Source organism: uncultured Sphingomonas sp. (genome assembly GCF_964250165.1).
GTDB lineage: Bacteria > Pseudomonadota > Alphaproteobacteria > Sphingomonadales > Sphingomonadaceae > Sphingomonas.
In genome coordinates, this window is the sequence record NZ_CAXUEK010000032.1 from 17,028 (window position 1) to 30,496 (window position 13,469).

A 13,469-nucleotide genomic window follows, 5' to 3' on the forward strand; every position below is an offset into this window, starting at 1 on the left:
TCACGGGTTCTGCCGGCAGACACTCCAACACAAGGGCTTCCCATGCCGGATACCACGCGACGTCAGGTGATGACCGCAGCCACCCTGGGCGCCGCCGCCACGATCGCCGCCGCCCCCGCCGCGGCGCAGGACGCCAGCGGTGGCGGCCAGGCGCGCGGCGGCAAGCAGGACCCGCGGAAGAAATATCCCAAGCCGCCGTTCAAGGCGCAGCAGCAGCCCTGGCCCGGGCTCGCCGGACGCATGGAGCCGCGGCCCGATCATGGCGAGACCAGCTATGTCGGCTCCGGCCGGCTGCGCGGCCGCAAGGCGCTGATCACCGGCGGCGATTCCGGCATGGGCCGCGCCGCCGCGATCGCCTATGCCCGCGAGGGCGCGGACGTGGCGATCAACTACCTGCCCGCCGAGGAAGCGGACGCGCGCGAGGTGGTGGACCTGATCCGCCAGGCCGGTCGCAAGGCGGTGCCGATCCCCGGCGACCTGCGCAGCGCCGGCTTCTGCAAGGAGCTGGTCAGCCGCGCGTTGAGCGGGCTCGGCGGGCTCGACATCCTGGTGATGAACGCCGGGCGGCAGCAGTCCATCTCCTCGATCCTCGACGTCAGCGATGAGGAGTTCGACTGGACGATGAAGACGAACATCTACGCGCCCTTCTACATCATCCGTGCGGCGCTGCCGCATCTGGAGCCCGGCTCGGTCATCATCGGCACCACGTCCGAACAGGCCTATGATCCCTCGCCCGATCTCTACGCCTATGCGCAGACCAAGGCGGCGACGATGAATTACGTGAAGTCGCTCGCCAAGCAGCTCGGCGGCAAGGGCATCCGCGTCAACGGCGTGGCGCCCGGCCCGATCTGGACGCCGCTGCAGATTTCGGGCGGCGCGAGCCAGGGCAAGGTCGTGACCTTCGGCGGCACGGCGCCGCTCGGCCGCCCCGGCCAGCCCGCCGAGCTCGCGGGCATCTATGTCCGCCTCGCGGAGGACGACGGCAGCTACACCACCGGCAACATCTATGGCGCCGGCGGCGGGCAGGGGCAGCCGTGATGCGTTACTTGATGCCCGTGGCGCTCGTCGCCGCCGCGCTCGTCACCGCGACGCTCTTCGCCGGCGCGGCGTCGGCGCAGGAGCCGGGATCGAAGGCGACACGCGATTATGTGCAGGCCGCCGGCCAGTCCGACGCGTTCGAGATGCTGGAGGCGCAGACCGCGCTGACCGAAAGCCACGATCCGCAGGTCCGCGCCTTCGCGCAGGCGATGCTCGCCGATCACGGCCGGACCAGCCAAGCGCTGCAGCAAGCCACCGCGACTTCCGGGCTCAAGCCGCCGCCGATGGTCGTCGGCGCGGATCAGGCGCCGCTGCTCGGCGCGCTGCAGGGTCTGCGGGGACGCGAGTTCGACCAGGCCTACTGGCGCCACCAGGTGCTCGGCCATCGTTCGGCGCTGACCATGACGCAGATGTATGCGGCGAGCGGCGATGATGCGGCGGTCCGGCAGGCGGCCCAGTCGGCGGTGCCGATCATCCAGGCGCACCTGCAGCAGGCCGAGCAGATGGCAGCGGCAACGGGCGACTCCTGACCGCCGCTTGGCGGCTCGACAGGATCGCCAGGGCGCGTCACACCGGTCTGGAAGCCGCGCCGCTGTCGTTCCACGGCGCGCCGCCGTGTTGTCGGGGGAGAAGTGCCTTGGCCGATGTCGAACCGCTGGAGGCCGAGATCGCCGCGCTCGGGCTGACGGTCGCGCCGTGCGGCCCGGTGCTGGGCGCCGAAGTGGCGGGACTGATCGTGCGCGATCCCGTCGATGCGGACGTGGCGGCGGTGCTCCGCGCGCTGCTGCTGCGCCACAAGGTGCTGTTCTTCCGCGATCTCGATCTCAGCCATGCGCAGCACCTGGCGCTCGGCCGCGTCTGGGGCGCACTGGAGGGACATCCCGTCATCGCGCACGTGCCCGGCCACCCCGAGATCCTCGACATCCGCGGCTCGGACGGACGGGTGGACGATGCGGGCGGCCACCGGCGCTTCCAGACGCTCGACAAATGGCACGCCGACGTGACCTTCCGGGCCGCGCCGTCGCTGGGCGCGGTGCTGCGCGCGCGCGAGCTGCCGGCGATCGGCGGGGATACGCTGTGGGCGGACGCGGCGGCCGCCTATGATGGGCTGTCCGATGCGGTGAAGGCCCGGATCGAGGGCCGCACCGCCACGCACGACCTTCTGTTCGATTTCGGTGACCGCATCGCGCCCGAGCGCCGCGCGGCGATGGCCGCCGAGTTCCCGCCGCAGCACCACCCGATCGTGCGCACCCACCCCGAGACGGGCGAGCGCGTGCTCTTCGTCAACGCCAGCTTCACCAGCCGGCTCGACGACCTGGACGAGACCGAAGGAGCCGCGCTGCTCGCGCACTTGCTCGATCGCTTCAAGACGCCCGAATACCAGGTCCGCTTCCGCTGGAGCCCGAACGCGGTGGCGATCTGGGACAACCGCGCCACGCAGCATTATCCGGTCGCGGATTACTGGCCCGCACGCCGGCGCATGGAGCGCGTCACGATCGCGGGCGACCCGCCCTTCTGACGGACACCGCGCAAGCGGCGCTCACTCCACCGTGACGCTCTTCGCGAGATTGCGCGGCTGATCGACGTCCGTGCCCTTCAGCACCGCGACATGGTAGGCGAGCAGCTGCACCGGCACGGCATAGACCAGCGGGGCGATCAGCGGGTGGACCTTGGGCATGGTGATCGTCGCCAGACAGCCGTCGCCGGCCGCCGCCACGCCGTCATAATCGCTGATCAGCACCACCTTGCCGCCGCGCGCCTGGACCTCCTGCATGTTGCTGACGGTCTTGTCGAACAGCGGGCCCGACGGCGCGATCACGATCACCGGCACGGCGTCGTCGATCAGCGCGATCGGCCCGTGCTTCATCTCGCCGGCGGCATAGCCCTCGGCGTGGATGTAGCTGATCTCCTTCAGCTTCAGCGCGCCTTCCAGCGCGAGCGGGTAATCGGTGCCGCGGCCGAGATAGAGCACGTCGCGCGCGCCGGCGATCGACGGCGCCATCGCTTCGATCGTCTCGTCATAGGCGAGCGCGGCGTTGAGCGCGGCGGGCGCCTCGGCCAGATGGCGCACGATCTGCGCCTCCTCGCTGCGGGAGAGCAGCCCCTTGGCGCGCGCCAGGTTGGCGGCGAGCGCGGCGAGCACGGCCAGCTGGCAGGTGAACGCCTTGGTGGAGGCGACGCCGATCTCCGGCCCGGCATGGGTCGGCAGCAGCAGGTCCGCCTCGCGCGCCATCGAGCTGGTCGGCACGTTGCACACCACCGCGATCGTCTGCCCCTCGCCCTTGGCGTGGCGCAGCGCCGCCAGCGTGTCGGCGGTCTCGCCCGATTGCGAGATGAACAGTGCCAGCCCGCCCGGCTCCATCACCGGCGCGCGATAGCGGAACTCGCTCGCCACATCGAGGTCGACGGGCACGCGCGCGAACTGCTCGAACCAGTAGCGCGCGACCATGCCGGCATAGAAGCTGGTGCCGCACGCGACGACCGTGACACGCCGGACATCCGACAGATCCGCCTCCGGAATGGGGAGCGTCACCTGCCCCTCCATGCGCTGGAGATAGGAGCGCAGCGTCTGTGCGACGACGATCGGCTGTTCGTAGATCTCCTTCAGCATGTAATGCCGGTGGTTGCCCTTGGAGATCAGCTCGCCGGTGACGCCGGAGATGGTGACGGGCCGCTCGACAGGCGTGTTCTCGCGGTCGAAGATCGCTGCGCCGTCGCGGGTAATCACCACCCAGTCGCCCTCGTCGAGATAGGCGATGCGCTGGGTCAGCGGCCCGAGCGCCAGCGCGTCGGAGCCGAGATAGGTTTCCCCGTCGCCATGGCCCACCACCAGCGGCGAGCCGAGCCGCGCGCCGATCAGGAGCTCGGGATGCCGGCGGAACAGGATGGCGAGCGCGAACGCGCCGTGCAGGCGCGGCAGTACCTCGCGCACCGCATCGGCGGGCGCGGACCCCGCCTCCACCTTCTCGCTGATGAGGTGCGCGACCACCTCCGTGTCCGTCTCGCTGGTGAAGACGCGACCGCGCGCGATCAGCTCGTCGCGCAGCGGCTTGAAATTCTCGATGATGCCGTTGTGGACCACCGCCACCTCGCCGGTCGCGTGCGGGTGCGCATTGTTGGTGGTGGGGCCGCCATGCGTCGCCCAGCGGGTATGCGCGATGCCGGTGCGGCCGGGCAGCGGATGCTCGGCCAGCTCGCGCGCCAGATTGGCGAGCTTGCCCGAGGCGCGGCGGCGGTCGATCGCGCCGTCATGATCGGTGGCGATGCCGGCGGAATCATAGCCGCGATATTCCAGCCGCCGCAGCCCGTCGAGCAGCCGCTCCGAAACGTCTTCCGCGCCGACGATGCCAACGATACCGCACATGATTGATCTTCTTTCAGAGATAGGCCGGCACGCGGACGCCCGGCATCGTCGCCGGGAAGTCCTTGATGTTACGCGTGACGAGAATGCGATTGTTCACCTGTGCCGACGCCAGGATGATGGAGTCCGCCAATTTCAACCTTACCCGCTCGCGTCGGAGCGCCGCCGCGCGACTGGCGATCTGCTCATCGAGCTCGTCGACGGCGAAGCCGCGAAGGAAGGACAGGATCACCGGCAGCGTTCCTCCCCTTTCCTTCGACAAGACCTCGATCCAGGTGATCCGACTGATGCAAGGCCGATCCGCTTGATCGATCTCCGCATGAGCCACTTCGTTGCCGTTCAGCGCGTCGATCAGGACATTGCTGTCAAACGAATAGCCGATCACGTCGCGGTGGACCCGTCGGGCATCTTGCCTGAAATCATGTTCAGGTAACGTTGGCGCTCGCGATCATCCCACTCGTCGAAGAGGTCGGGAAACTCAGCTTTGACTTCTTCGTAATCGTCGTCCCAGGGCCGGGTCCACGAAGCTCGTTCGCGACGCTGCCATTCCACCGCATCGCCGATATCGGCCCGGTCCTTCCAGATTCCGAACGCGTCATGCAGCCAGGCTTTGCCGCTTGCTGGCGCCGCCTGCGCCTTGAAGGTCGCCACCGCCTCGCGCAGCACGGACGCACGGGACTTGCCTTGCTCGGCCGCTCGTTCGTCAAGCCATTTGATATCCGCTTCGGGAAGATCGGCCAGAATGCGCGTCATACAGTCGCGATATCACTTGGCGATATCATCGTCCAGCCTTCTTCGCCGACATACGCTCGCGGAACCGCCTGGCCCAGCCCGGCTTCGCCTGCTGCGGGGGACGGACCAGCGCCAGCGCGTCCGCCTCCACGTCCGCCGTCACCACCGCGCCCGCGCCGACGATCGCGCCGTCGCCGATCGTGACGGGCGCGACCAGCGCGGTGTTCGACCCGATGAACGCGCCCGCGCCGATCGTGGTGCGATATTTGAAGAAGCCGTCGTAATTGCACGTGATCGTGCCGGCGCCGATGTTCGCGCCCGCGCCGATCGTCGCATCGCCCAGATAGGTGAGGTGGCTCGCCTTGGCCCCTTCGCCCAGCGTCGCCTTCTTCACCTCGACGAAATTGCCCACCTTGGAGCGTGCGCCGAGCACGGCGCCGGGGCGCAGGCGGGCATAGGGGCCGACCTCCGCGCCGGGGCCGATCTCTGCGCCTTCCAGGTGGCTGAAGGCGTGGATCGTCGCGCCGTCAGCGACGCGGACGCCGGGGCCGAACACGACGTCGGGCTCGACCAGCACGTCGCGGCCCAGCACCGTGTCATGCGCGAACCACACCGTTTCGGGCGCGACCAGCGTCGCGCCCTCCGCCATCGCCTGCGCCCGGCGACGTGCCTGCCATTGCGCCTCGACGATCGCCAGCTCGGCGCGCGAGTTGACGCCGGCGACCTCGGCGGGGTCGGTCTCGACCACGATCGAGGGCCGCCCCTCGTCCGCGCCGAGCATGACGATGTCCGGCAGGTAATATTCGCCGGCCGCGTTCGCGTTGCCCACCTGCGCGAGCAGCCGGAACAGATCGGCCGAGCGCACCGCCATCAGGCCGGAATTGCACAGCGTCTCGGCCAGCTCGGCGGGGCTCGCATCCTTGGCCTCGACCATCTTGGCGATGCGGCCGGCGGCATCGGCGATCACCCGGCCGTACGCGCCCGGGGCGGGCGTGCGGAAGCCGAGCACCACGGCGGTAAGCGCGTCGGCGCGATCGAGCGCCGCGACCATGTTGCGCAGGGTCGCCTCGCTCACCAGCGGCACATCGCCATAGAGGATCAGCACGTCGCCGTCGAAGCCCGCCAGCGCCGGCTCGGCCATCCGCACCGCGTGGCCCGTGCCGAGCTGCTCGGCCTGCGTGACGACCTCGATCCCGAGCGGGGCCACCGCCGCCTCCACCTGCTCGCGCCCGGCGCCGACCACCACCACCATGCGCGCCGGCGCCAGCGCCGCGACGCTGCCCAGCAGGTGCAGCAGCATCGGCCGCCCGGCGAGCGGGTGCAGCACCTTGTGCAGATCGGACTGCATGCGCGTGCCCTTGCCGGCGGCGAGCACGATGACGGCGAGCGGACGAGCGGCCATAACGGGCGCGCTGCCATGAAAGCCTTGCCTTTGCCATAGCGACGCGGGCACGCGCCCCGGCGATGACGCGCTTTTCATTCCGGACGGTCGGGTTCGACCTCGACGGCACCCTGCTCGACACCAGCGGCGATCTGGCGGCGGCGGCGAACCACGCGCTGGCAGGGCTCGGCCGGCCGGCGCTGTCCGTGGCGGAGGTGATCCCGCTGATCGGCGGCGGCGGCCGGCACATGCTGGCGCAGGCAGTGGCGAAGACCGGCGCGGTGGACGACGCGACGCTCGATGCCGCCTATGCGCGGCTGCTGGCCTTCTACGAAGCGCATATCGCGGATCACACCCGGCCCTATCCGCACGTCCCGGAAACGCTGGCGGCGCTGCGCATGCAGGGCGTGACGCTGGCCGTCGTCACCAACAAGCAGGAGGGGCTGAGCCGCGCCGTCCTGGGCCGGCTCGGCCTGCTCGACCTGTTCGCGGCCATCATCGGCGGCGACACGCTCGGGCCTGGCCGCGGCAAGCCCCGGCCGGACATGCTGCTCGCCATGGTGGAGCGATGCGGAGGTCCGGCGGCGTTCGTCGGCGACTCGCGCTACGACGTGGAGGCGGCGCAGGCGGCGGGCCTGCCGGTGGTCGCCTGCGCGTACGGCTATGCCCAGGGACCGATCGCGGCGCTCGGGGCCGATGCGGTGATCGACGGCTTCGACCAGGTCATCCCCGCGCTGGCCGAGCTGGATCGATGAGCCGGGCGGGCGGCGCCCAGGCGCTGTTCTGGCTCGCGCTCGCCTTCGCGGTGACGATGGCGCTGCTGCCGCACCCGCCGGCCACCCCGCTCGATCGGCTTGGCGACAAGGCCGAGCACATGCTGGCCTTCGCTACGCTGGCGCTGCTGGCGACGCAGGCCTTCCCGCGCGCGCCGCTGTTCCGGATCGCCGAGCGGCTGTCGTTCGCGGGCGCGCTGATCGAGGTGCTGCAGGCGATCCCGGCGCTGCACCGCGACTGCGACATCCGCGACTGGATCGCCGACACGCTGGCGATCACGGCCGTGCTCACCGTGGCGGCGCTGGGGCGTCGGGCCGCGACCCGCCGTGACCTCGACGCGCCTTGATCCACAGGTGCCGCGCCAGCATCGTCGGCGGCATTCGCAACCAGTGCGAGCGGATGTAGAAGGCGAGTCGCGTCGCCGTCCGGGTCTGCCGCCCCCAGCCGTCGCGGGCCAGCAGGCGGTCGACATAGGCGCGGTCGGCGCCGCGCACCCGCTCCTCGCCGAACACGGCGCCGACCAGCCGCACGGCGCGCGCGACGGCGGGTTCCAGCCCGTGCAGCCGCGCACGGTCCGCGAGACCGACCTCGCCGAACTCGGCGAGCAGACAGCGGATGTCCCACAGATTGCGCAACCCGCCCGCAAGATCGCCATCGGCCAACAGGTGCGCGGCGGCATGGACGATCATGTCGTTGGGAGCGAGGATGCCCACCCCGTTGCCGAGCGGCACCGCGTCCGCGATCAGCGCCGCCGCGTCCGGCGTCGGCCGGGCGGTGAGCGGCAGGATCGTGTGGTGGACGTCCGCCATCCGATCGCGTTCGCGGTGGATCAGCGGCGGCAGCTCGTGCATCCAGCGGCGGTAATAGGCGTCGTCATACGCGTCCGGCTTCACCCATTCCCAGCCGTGCGCCAGCAGCGCGGCCTCGACGTCGGCAAGCCGCCGGCGGGGCACCAGCAGGTCGAGATCGCCGATCGAGCGCCCCTGCCCCGCCATCAGCCCGGCAGCGGCGTAGGCCGTGCCCTTGAGCAGCACCACCGGCGCGCCGGTCGGCGCGAGCGCGCGGCGCGCCATCTCCGCTTCCCACAAGGCCGCCCGGCGCTGCTGCAGCGCGTGGCCGCGCGCGTCGGCCAGGATCGGGCGCACCGGGTCCGGCAGATCGAGCCCGTCGAGCCGCCAGGCGAGCGTCCCCAGCAGCTGCTCGGCACGCGCGGCGGTCAGCAGCGCCGTCCAGCCGGTCGCGTCCAGCGTCGACGCGCTGTCCGGCGCGGCGAGCGCGCGCGCGACTAGCGCGCCGCCCACACCGCCTCCACCGCCGCCACCCCGGCCGCGCCATCCGGATAGTCGATCGCGATCGCCGGCACATCGGTCACCAGCCGGGTCAGCGTCACGAAACCCGCCTCGCCGAGCGCGACATAGTTGGTCGAGGCCTGGGTCAGCCGGACGAATGCCTCGCTCGTCGGCACCGCGCGCGTCGCGGCCGCCGCGCCGAAGCGGGGGAACAGGATCAGCGCCGGCCGGGCGGGCAGGTCCGCCGCCGCCAGCGCGCGCGCGTCCGGGACGAGGTGGCGGAGATCGCCCTTGGGCGTGCCGCGCAGCCACGGCCCCCAATGCCCGCCGGGCGAGGCCGCCGCGACCGCCGCGACGCTCTCGTTCTTGAGGCTGAGCAGCCGCGGATGCGGGTGGAGCAGCCCCGTCGCGGGCGCCAGCAGCGCGAACTCGTCGCCCAGGAAGCGCCAGCCCCGCGCCGTCAGCAGCGCCGCCAGCGTCGACTTGCCCGCGCCGGACTCGCCCGTCAGCACGATCGCGTGCCCGTCGCGCTCGACGACGGCGGCGTGCAGCAGCAGGTGCCGCCGCCAGCCCAGCGCCAGCTGCAGGTTCATCGCCATCTCCGCCGCGAGCAGCGCGTGGCCGAGCGGCAGCGGCAGCGCGCCGGGCATCGTCAGGTCGCCCGCGATCGCCACCTGCGGCCGCACCCAGCGCCGCCACGGGCGCGGCGCCTCCAGCCGGACCGTGAAGTCGGGGATCGCGGCGGCCCGGGGGTGCCCGGCGTAGAGGGCGTCGACCAGCGCGACCGGCCCGCGCCAGTCCGCGCCGACGCGAAAGGTGACCGGGCCGACGCGGAGACTCGTCGCGTGCCTCACGCCGACGCGACCAGCCCCGCCTCCACCAGCTCCGCCAGCCGCGCGGCGAGCGCCCCCTCGGCGTCGACCGGCAGCTCGAAATCCGCCCGGAGCCGCGCCGCGAGCTCCGCCCGGGTCAGCGCCGCTTCCCCCAGCGCGGCCAGGATCTCCGGCGCGGGCTCGACCAGCAGGTGCGTCGTCCCGGACGCGCGATGATAGACGGCGGTGAACGGCGGCAACGGCGCGGCGACCAGCGCCGTCGGCGCCGCCGCGCGGTACCGGATCACCCCCGCGGCAGCTGCAGCGAGGCGAAGCAGGTGAAGCCGCCCTGGCCGCGCTGCAGCCGGCGGATATAGTTCACATAGGCGCGGCTCGCCTCGGCGTCCGTGCCCGGCAGCGTTCCGCCGGCCAGTGCCTGCTTCACGTCCTGGCCCTTGAAGGCATGGCCAGGCGGCGCGAACGCGCCCGGTGTGCCGGCCGCCACCGTCGTGCCGTCCGCCGCGATATAGCTGCCCGCACGCGCCTGATCGGGCACCGGGATCTCGCAGGCGATCACCGAGCCCGCGGTCTGCGCCAGCGCCGGCCGGATCGAGACCACCGCGCTCGCCGAAACAGCGCCGAGCATCAGCACCCGCCGTCGCATGGTCGCGCCCTCGCCCAAGTCCGCCGCGTCGTCCATCCCGCCCCTTTTGCGCCACCCGCCCTTTCATAATCCTGTGCGGGCGGCAAGGCGTCGCGCGCGGCGCTGTCCTGCGCTATCCGCGGCCCATGCCCCAGGGATTCGGCCTGCGCGCCTTTTGGGCGATCCTGGTGGCGGCGGCGGCCGCCGCGACGGTGTGGGCGATCGGCGGCGACGCACAGGCGGCGCTGGTCGCGTTGGTCGGGGGCGTCGCCGCGGCGCTGCTCGCCGCCACGGGCGAGGAGCCGCCGACGCCGGCGCCGTTGGCGCCCGCCGCTCCGGCCGACCCGCCGCTCGGCCCGTTGCTCGACGCGGTCGTGGAGCCGTTGTTGCTCGTCGAGGGCGCGGCCGTCACGATCGCCAACCTGGCGGCGCGCGCGCTGCTGGGCGACCATATCGTCGGCGACGATGTCCGCGTCGCGATCCGCCACCCCGCCGCCGCCGAGCGGCTGGCGCGCGCCGATACCGGGTCCGAAGGACCGGTCGAGCTGGTCGGGCTCGGCCCGGTCGACCAGCGCTGGGAAATGCGCGTCGCGGCGCTCGGCGAGGGCCGGCGGCTCGTCCAGCTGATCGACCAGACCGGCAGCTACGCCGCCGAGCGAATGCGCGTCGATTTCGTCGCCAACGCCAGCCACGAGCTGCGCACGCCGCTGTCGAGCATCCTCGGCTTCATCGAGACGCTGGAGGAGGCGGGCGACGACCCGGCGACCCGCGCGCGCTTCCTCCACATCATGGGCGGCGAGGCGAACCGCATGCAGCGGCTGGTCGAAGACCTGATCTCGCTGTCGCGCATCGAGGCGGAGAAATATCGCCCGCCGTCGGAGCCGGTGGACCTGGCTGTGCTGGTCGAGGAGGTGCGCGCGGAGCTCGCCGCCGCGGGCGACGGCCGCGGGCGCGATCTGGTGAGCGACGTGACGCCGGGGCTGCCGCCGGTCGGCGGTGATCGGGCGCAACTGTCGCAGATGCTGCACAATCTGGGCGGCAACGCGATGAAATACGGGCGGCCGGGGACGCCCGTCACCGTCGCGCTCGCCGCGGGTGGGGGGCCGGGGATGGTGCGGCTGTCGGTCAGCGACCGGGGCGAGGGCATCGCGCCCGAGCATATCCCGCGGCTGACCGAGCGCTTCTATCGCATCGACGCCGGCCGCAGCCGCTCGCTGGGCGGCACCGGCCTGGGGCTGGCGATCGTCAAGCACATCGTCGAGCGTCACCGCGGCCGGCTCGACATCACCAGCCGGCCGGGCGTCGGCACCACCGTCGCGGTGACGCTGCCGGCCCTGTCACAAACGGGTAACGCGCCGGTCACACAGGCGCGGGCGTGAGACTCGCGTCCATCCTCGTGGCCCTGCTGCTGCTGCCCGCCTGCCAGGATCAGGCGAACGGCGGCGGCGGCGGCGCGCGGGCGGAAATCCGCGTGGTCGGCTCTTCCACCGTCTATCCCTTCACCACCACCGTCGCCGAGCGGTTCGTCGCCACCGATCCGCACGCCGCCGCGCCGGTGATCGAGTCGACCGGCACCGGCGCGGGGATGAAGCTGTTCTGTGCCGGGATCGGCGCGGCGCACCCCGACATCGAGGACGCCAGCCGCCGCATCAAGCCGGGCGAATACCGTAGCTGCGCCGCGAACGGCGCGGGCCGGCTGATGGAGGTGCGGATCGGGATCGACGGCATCGCCTTCGCCCAGGCGCGCAACGGCCCGGCGCTGCCGCTCACCCCCGCGCTCCTCTATCGCGCGCTCGCCGCCACGCCCGGCGGCCGTCCCAACACCGCGCGGCTGTGGCGCGATCTCCGCGCGGACCTGCCGGCCGTGCCGATCCAGGTCTATGGCCCGCCCACCACCAGCGGCACGCGCGACGCGCTCGCCGAGCTGATCCTGACCCGCGGCTGCGAGGATGTCGATCCCGCCGCCAAGCCGCTCGCCGCGCGCGACCCGGACGCCGCCAAGGCGCTGTGCACCCGCATCCGCGAGGACGGCGCCTATGTCGACGCGGGCGAGAACGACAACCTCATCGTCCAGAAGCTCGGCTCGAATCCCAACGCCATCGGCGTGTTCGGCTATTCCTATCTGGAGGAGAATCGCGACGCGGTGCGCGGGCTGCCGATCGCGGGCGTCGCGCCGACCTATGCCACCATCGCCGACGGCAGCTATCCGGGCTCGCGGCCGCTGTTCCTCTACGTCAAGAAAGCGCATCTCGACGCGGTGCCGGGCCTGCGCGCGTTCCTGCGGCTGTATGCGCAGGCCTGGGGGCCGGGCGGTCCACTGGTGAAGCGCGGGCTGATCGCCGCGCCCGACGCGGTGCGCGCGGCGGCGGCGCAGGAGATCGCGCGCGAGACGCCGCTCGACCCGGCGACGCTGAAGTGACCGGCTGGGCGCGCCTCGTCCTGCTGCTCGGGCTGGCGCTGATCGCGTGGCTGGTCGCGCGCGGCCGCGCGGTCCGGGTGCGGCGCGGCGAGCGGTTCGGCTCGCTGCCGTCGCAGGGCGGCTGGTTCGTGGCGCTGTGGACGCTGCTGCCGCCGCTCCTGTTCCTTGCCGCCTGGAGCCTCACCGCCCCCGCGCTCGTCACCGATCAGGTGATCGCAACCCGGGCGGCGAGCGCACTGCCGCCGCCGGGCTTCGAGCGCGCCGCAATCCTGTCGGAGGCGCGCGAGCTCGGCGCCGGCCGCAGCTTCGGCGCCTTTCACCCCCTCGCCCGTACGCTGGCGCCCGCCTATGCCGCCGCCCAGTCCCGCGCCGACCGGCTGGCGACCGGGCTTACGCTGCTGCTCGCGCTCGCCGGCTTCCTCTACGCCTATACGCGGCTGCGGCGCGGCTTCACGGCACGGACGCGGGTGGAGCGAATCGTCATGCTGCTGCTGCTCGCCGCCTCGCTGGTCGCGGTGCTCGCGACGGCGGGGATCGTCGCGTCGCTGCTGTGGGAAGCGGGGCGCTTCTTCGGGATGGTGAGCCCGCTGCGGTTCCTGTTCGGCACGCATTGGAGCCCGCAGGTGATCGATCCGCGTGATCCGGCGGCGAACCTCGGCGCGGTGCCGCTGTTCTGGGGCACCTTCTTCATCGGCGCGGTGATCGCAATGCTGGTGGCGATCCCGCTCGGGCTGATGAGCGCGATCTACCTGACGCAATACGCGACCGCGCGGGCGCGGCGCTGGCTGAAGCCGACGCTGGAGATCCTCGCCGGCGTGCCGACGGTCGTCTATGGCTATTTCGCCGCGCTGACGGTTGCGCCGGCGGTGCGCGACCTCGCGGTGTCGCTGGGCGTCACCTACGCCTCGTCGGAAAGCGCGCTGGCGGCGGGGCTGGTGATGGGCGTGATGATCATCCCGTTCGTGTCGTCGATGGCCGACGACAGCCTGGCCGCGGTGCCGACCGCGATGCGCGACGGCA

At 72.3% G+C, this 13,469-nt stretch carries 16 protein-coding genes; 8 read left to right on the plus strand and 8 right to left on the minus strand.

What is annotated here, in order from left to right; translation table 11 throughout:
- Positions 1 to 69: 69 nt before the first annotated feature.
- The 3 genes from ACFE64_RS08475 to ACFE64_RS08485 all read left to right on the plus strand — a co-directional run bounded on the left by ACFE64_RS08475 (position 70) and on the right by ACFE64_RS08485 (position 2,557).
- Positions 70 to 1,038: an SDR family oxidoreductase gene (locus ACFE64_RS08475; protein ID WP_375392023.1), complete on the plus strand. Its 969-nt coding sequence runs from the start codon at positions 70 to 72 to the stop codon at positions 1,036 to 1,038.
- Positions 1,038 to 1,568 (plus strand): DUF4142 domain-containing protein, encoded by a 531-nt coding sequence (locus ACFE64_RS08480; RefSeq protein WP_375392024.1) that lies wholly within the window; start codon positions 1,038 to 1,040, stop codon positions 1,566 to 1,568. Before ACFE64_RS08475 ends, ACFE64_RS08480 begins: the two co-directional genes overlap by 1 nt.
- Positions 1,569 to 1,675: 107 nt before the next feature.
- Positions 1,676 to 2,557, plus strand: a complete 882-nt coding sequence (locus ACFE64_RS08485; RefSeq protein WP_375392025.1) for a TauD/TfdA dioxygenase family protein — start codon at positions 1,676 to 1,678, stop codon at positions 2,555 to 2,557.
- A 21-nt stretch (positions 2,558 to 2,578) separates the two neighbouring features.
- Here ACFE64_RS08485 and glmS read toward each other — a convergent pair whose 3' ends face one another.
- Genes glmS through glmU form a run of 4 tightly spaced genes read right to left on the minus strand, consistent with a single transcriptional unit; the run spans position 2,579 to position 6,533 of the window.
- Complete coding sequence (glmS, locus tag ACFE64_RS08490; RefSeq protein WP_375392026.1) at positions 2,579 to 4,402, minus strand: glutamine--fructose-6-phosphate transaminase (isomerizing); 1,824 nt, start codon at positions 4,400 to 4,402, stop codon at positions 2,579 to 2,581.
- Positions 4,403 to 4,415: 13 nt separating this feature from the next.
- Positions 4,416 to 4,784 (minus strand): type II toxin-antitoxin system VapC family toxin, encoded by a 369-nt coding sequence (locus ACFE64_RS08495; RefSeq protein ID WP_375392027.1) that lies wholly within the window; start codon positions 4,782 to 4,784, stop codon positions 4,416 to 4,418.
- Positions 4,781 to 5,152 (minus strand): ribbon-helix-helix protein, CopG family, encoded by a 372-nt coding sequence (locus ACFE64_RS08500; protein WP_375392028.1) that lies wholly within the window; start codon positions 5,150 to 5,152, stop codon positions 4,781 to 4,783. Before ACFE64_RS08500 ends, ACFE64_RS08495 begins: the two co-directional genes overlap by 4 nt.
- Positions 5,153 to 5,177: 25 nt before the next feature.
- On the minus strand, positions 5,178 to 6,533 hold the full coding sequence (glmU, locus tag ACFE64_RS08505; RefSeq protein ID WP_375392029.1) for a bifunctional UDP-N-acetylglucosamine diphosphorylase/glucosamine-1-phosphate N-acetyltransferase GlmU: 1,356 nt from the start codon (positions 6,531 to 6,533) through the stop codon (positions 5,178 to 5,180).
- A 62-nt stretch (positions 6,534 to 6,595) separates the two neighbouring features.
- On the opposite strand from glmU, the gene ACFE64_RS08510 reads away from it, so the two are divergent.
- Complete coding sequence (locus tag ACFE64_RS08510) at positions 6,596 to 7,267, plus strand: HAD-IA family hydrolase (RefSeq protein ID WP_375392030.1); 672 nt, start codon at positions 6,596 to 6,598, stop codon at positions 7,265 to 7,267.
- Entirely contained in the window at positions 7,264 to 7,632 is a 369-nt protein-coding gene (locus ACFE64_RS08515; RefSeq protein WP_375392031.1) for a hypothetical protein, read from the plus strand. Before ACFE64_RS08510 ends, ACFE64_RS08515 begins: the two co-directional genes overlap by 4 nt.
- Here ACFE64_RS08515 and ACFE64_RS08520 read toward each other — a convergent pair.
- The 4 genes from ACFE64_RS08520 to ACFE64_RS08535 are packed head-to-tail and all read right to left on the minus strand — an operon-like array spanning position 7,574 to position 10,087.
- The gene (locus tag ACFE64_RS08520; protein WP_375392032.1) at positions 7,574 to 8,587 is read right to left on the minus strand and encodes a nucleotidyltransferase family protein; all 1,014 of its coding nucleotides are present in this window, start codon (positions 8,585 to 8,587) and stop codon (positions 7,574 to 7,576) included. The two genes, ACFE64_RS08515 and ACFE64_RS08520, sit on opposite strands and share 59 nt — an antisense overlap.
- Positions 8,572 to 9,429 carry an HprK-related kinase A gene (locus tag ACFE64_RS08525; protein WP_375392033.1) on the minus strand — a complete coding sequence of 286 codons (858 nt, stop codon included), beginning with the start codon at positions 9,427 to 9,429 and terminating at the stop codon, positions 8,572 to 8,574. Before ACFE64_RS08525 ends, ACFE64_RS08520 begins: the two co-directional genes overlap by 16 nt.
- Complete coding sequence (locus tag ACFE64_RS08530) at positions 9,426 to 9,695, minus strand: HPr-rel-A system PqqD family peptide chaperone (protein WP_375392034.1); 270 nt, start codon at positions 9,693 to 9,695, stop codon at positions 9,426 to 9,428. The genes ACFE64_RS08525 and ACFE64_RS08530 overlap by 4 nt, the downstream gene beginning before the upstream one ends.
- Positions 9,692 to 10,087, minus strand: a complete 396-nt coding sequence (locus tag ACFE64_RS08535; protein WP_375392035.1) for a hypothetical protein — start codon at positions 10,085 to 10,087, stop codon at positions 9,692 to 9,694. The genes ACFE64_RS08530 and ACFE64_RS08535 overlap by 4 nt, the downstream gene beginning before the upstream one ends.
- Before the next feature lie 89 nt (positions 10,088 to 10,176).
- Between ACFE64_RS08535 and ACFE64_RS08540 the strand changes: the two genes are divergently transcribed.
- From ACFE64_RS08540 to ACFE64_RS08550, 3 genes are all read left to right on the plus strand, one after another.
- Positions 10,177 to 11,409: an ATP-binding protein gene (locus tag ACFE64_RS08540; protein ID WP_375392036.1), complete on the plus strand. Its 1,233-nt coding sequence runs from the start codon at positions 10,177 to 10,179 to the stop codon at positions 11,407 to 11,409.
- Positions 11,406 to 12,449 carry a substrate-binding domain-containing protein gene (locus tag ACFE64_RS08545; protein WP_375392037.1) on the plus strand — a complete coding sequence of 348 codons (1,044 nt, stop codon included), beginning with the start codon at positions 11,406 to 11,408 and terminating at the stop codon, positions 12,447 to 12,449. Before ACFE64_RS08540 ends, ACFE64_RS08545 begins: the two co-directional genes overlap by 4 nt.
- Positions 12,446 to 13,469, plus strand: a 1,024-nt coding sequence (locus ACFE64_RS08550; RefSeq protein WP_375392038.1) for a PstC family ABC transporter permease, incomplete at its 3' end; no start/stop codon positions are given. The genes ACFE64_RS08545 and ACFE64_RS08550, both read left to right, overlap by 4 nt.

Coding starts and splice junctions, on each gene's coding strand:
- ACFE64_RS08515 (WP_375392031.1), top strand. CDS start 7,264: ATGAGCCGGGCGGGCGGCGCCCAGGCGCTGTTCTGGCTCGCGCTCGCC.
- ACFE64_RS08540 (WP_375392036.1), top strand. CDS start 10,177: ATGCCCCAGGGATTCGGCCTGCGCGCCTTTTGGGCGATCCTGGTGGCG.
- glmS (WP_375392026.1), bottom strand. CDS start 4,402: ATGTGCGGTATCGTTGGCATCGTCGGCGCGGAAGACGTTTCGGAGCGG.
- ACFE64_RS08480 (WP_375392024.1), top strand. CDS start 1,038: ATGCGTTACTTGATGCCCGTGGCGCTCGTCGCCGCCGCGCTCGTCACC.
- ACFE64_RS08510 (WP_375392030.1), top strand. CDS start 6,596: ATGACGCGCTTTTCATTCCGGACGGTCGGGTTCGACCTCGACGGCACC.
- glmU (WP_375392029.1), bottom strand. CDS start 6,533: ATGGCCGCTCGTCCGCTCGCCGTCATCGTGCTCGCCGCCGGCAAGGGC.
- ACFE64_RS08535 (WP_375392035.1), bottom strand. CDS start 10,087: ATGGACGACGCGGCGGACTTGGGCGAGGGCGCGACCATGCGACGGCGG.
- ACFE64_RS08475 (WP_375392023.1), top strand. CDS start 70: ATGACCGCAGCCACCCTGGGCGCCGCCGCCACGATCGCCGCCGCCCCC.
- ACFE64_RS08500 (WP_375392028.1), bottom strand. CDS start 5,152: ATGACGCGCATTCTGGCCGATCTTCCCGAAGCGGATATCAAATGGCTT.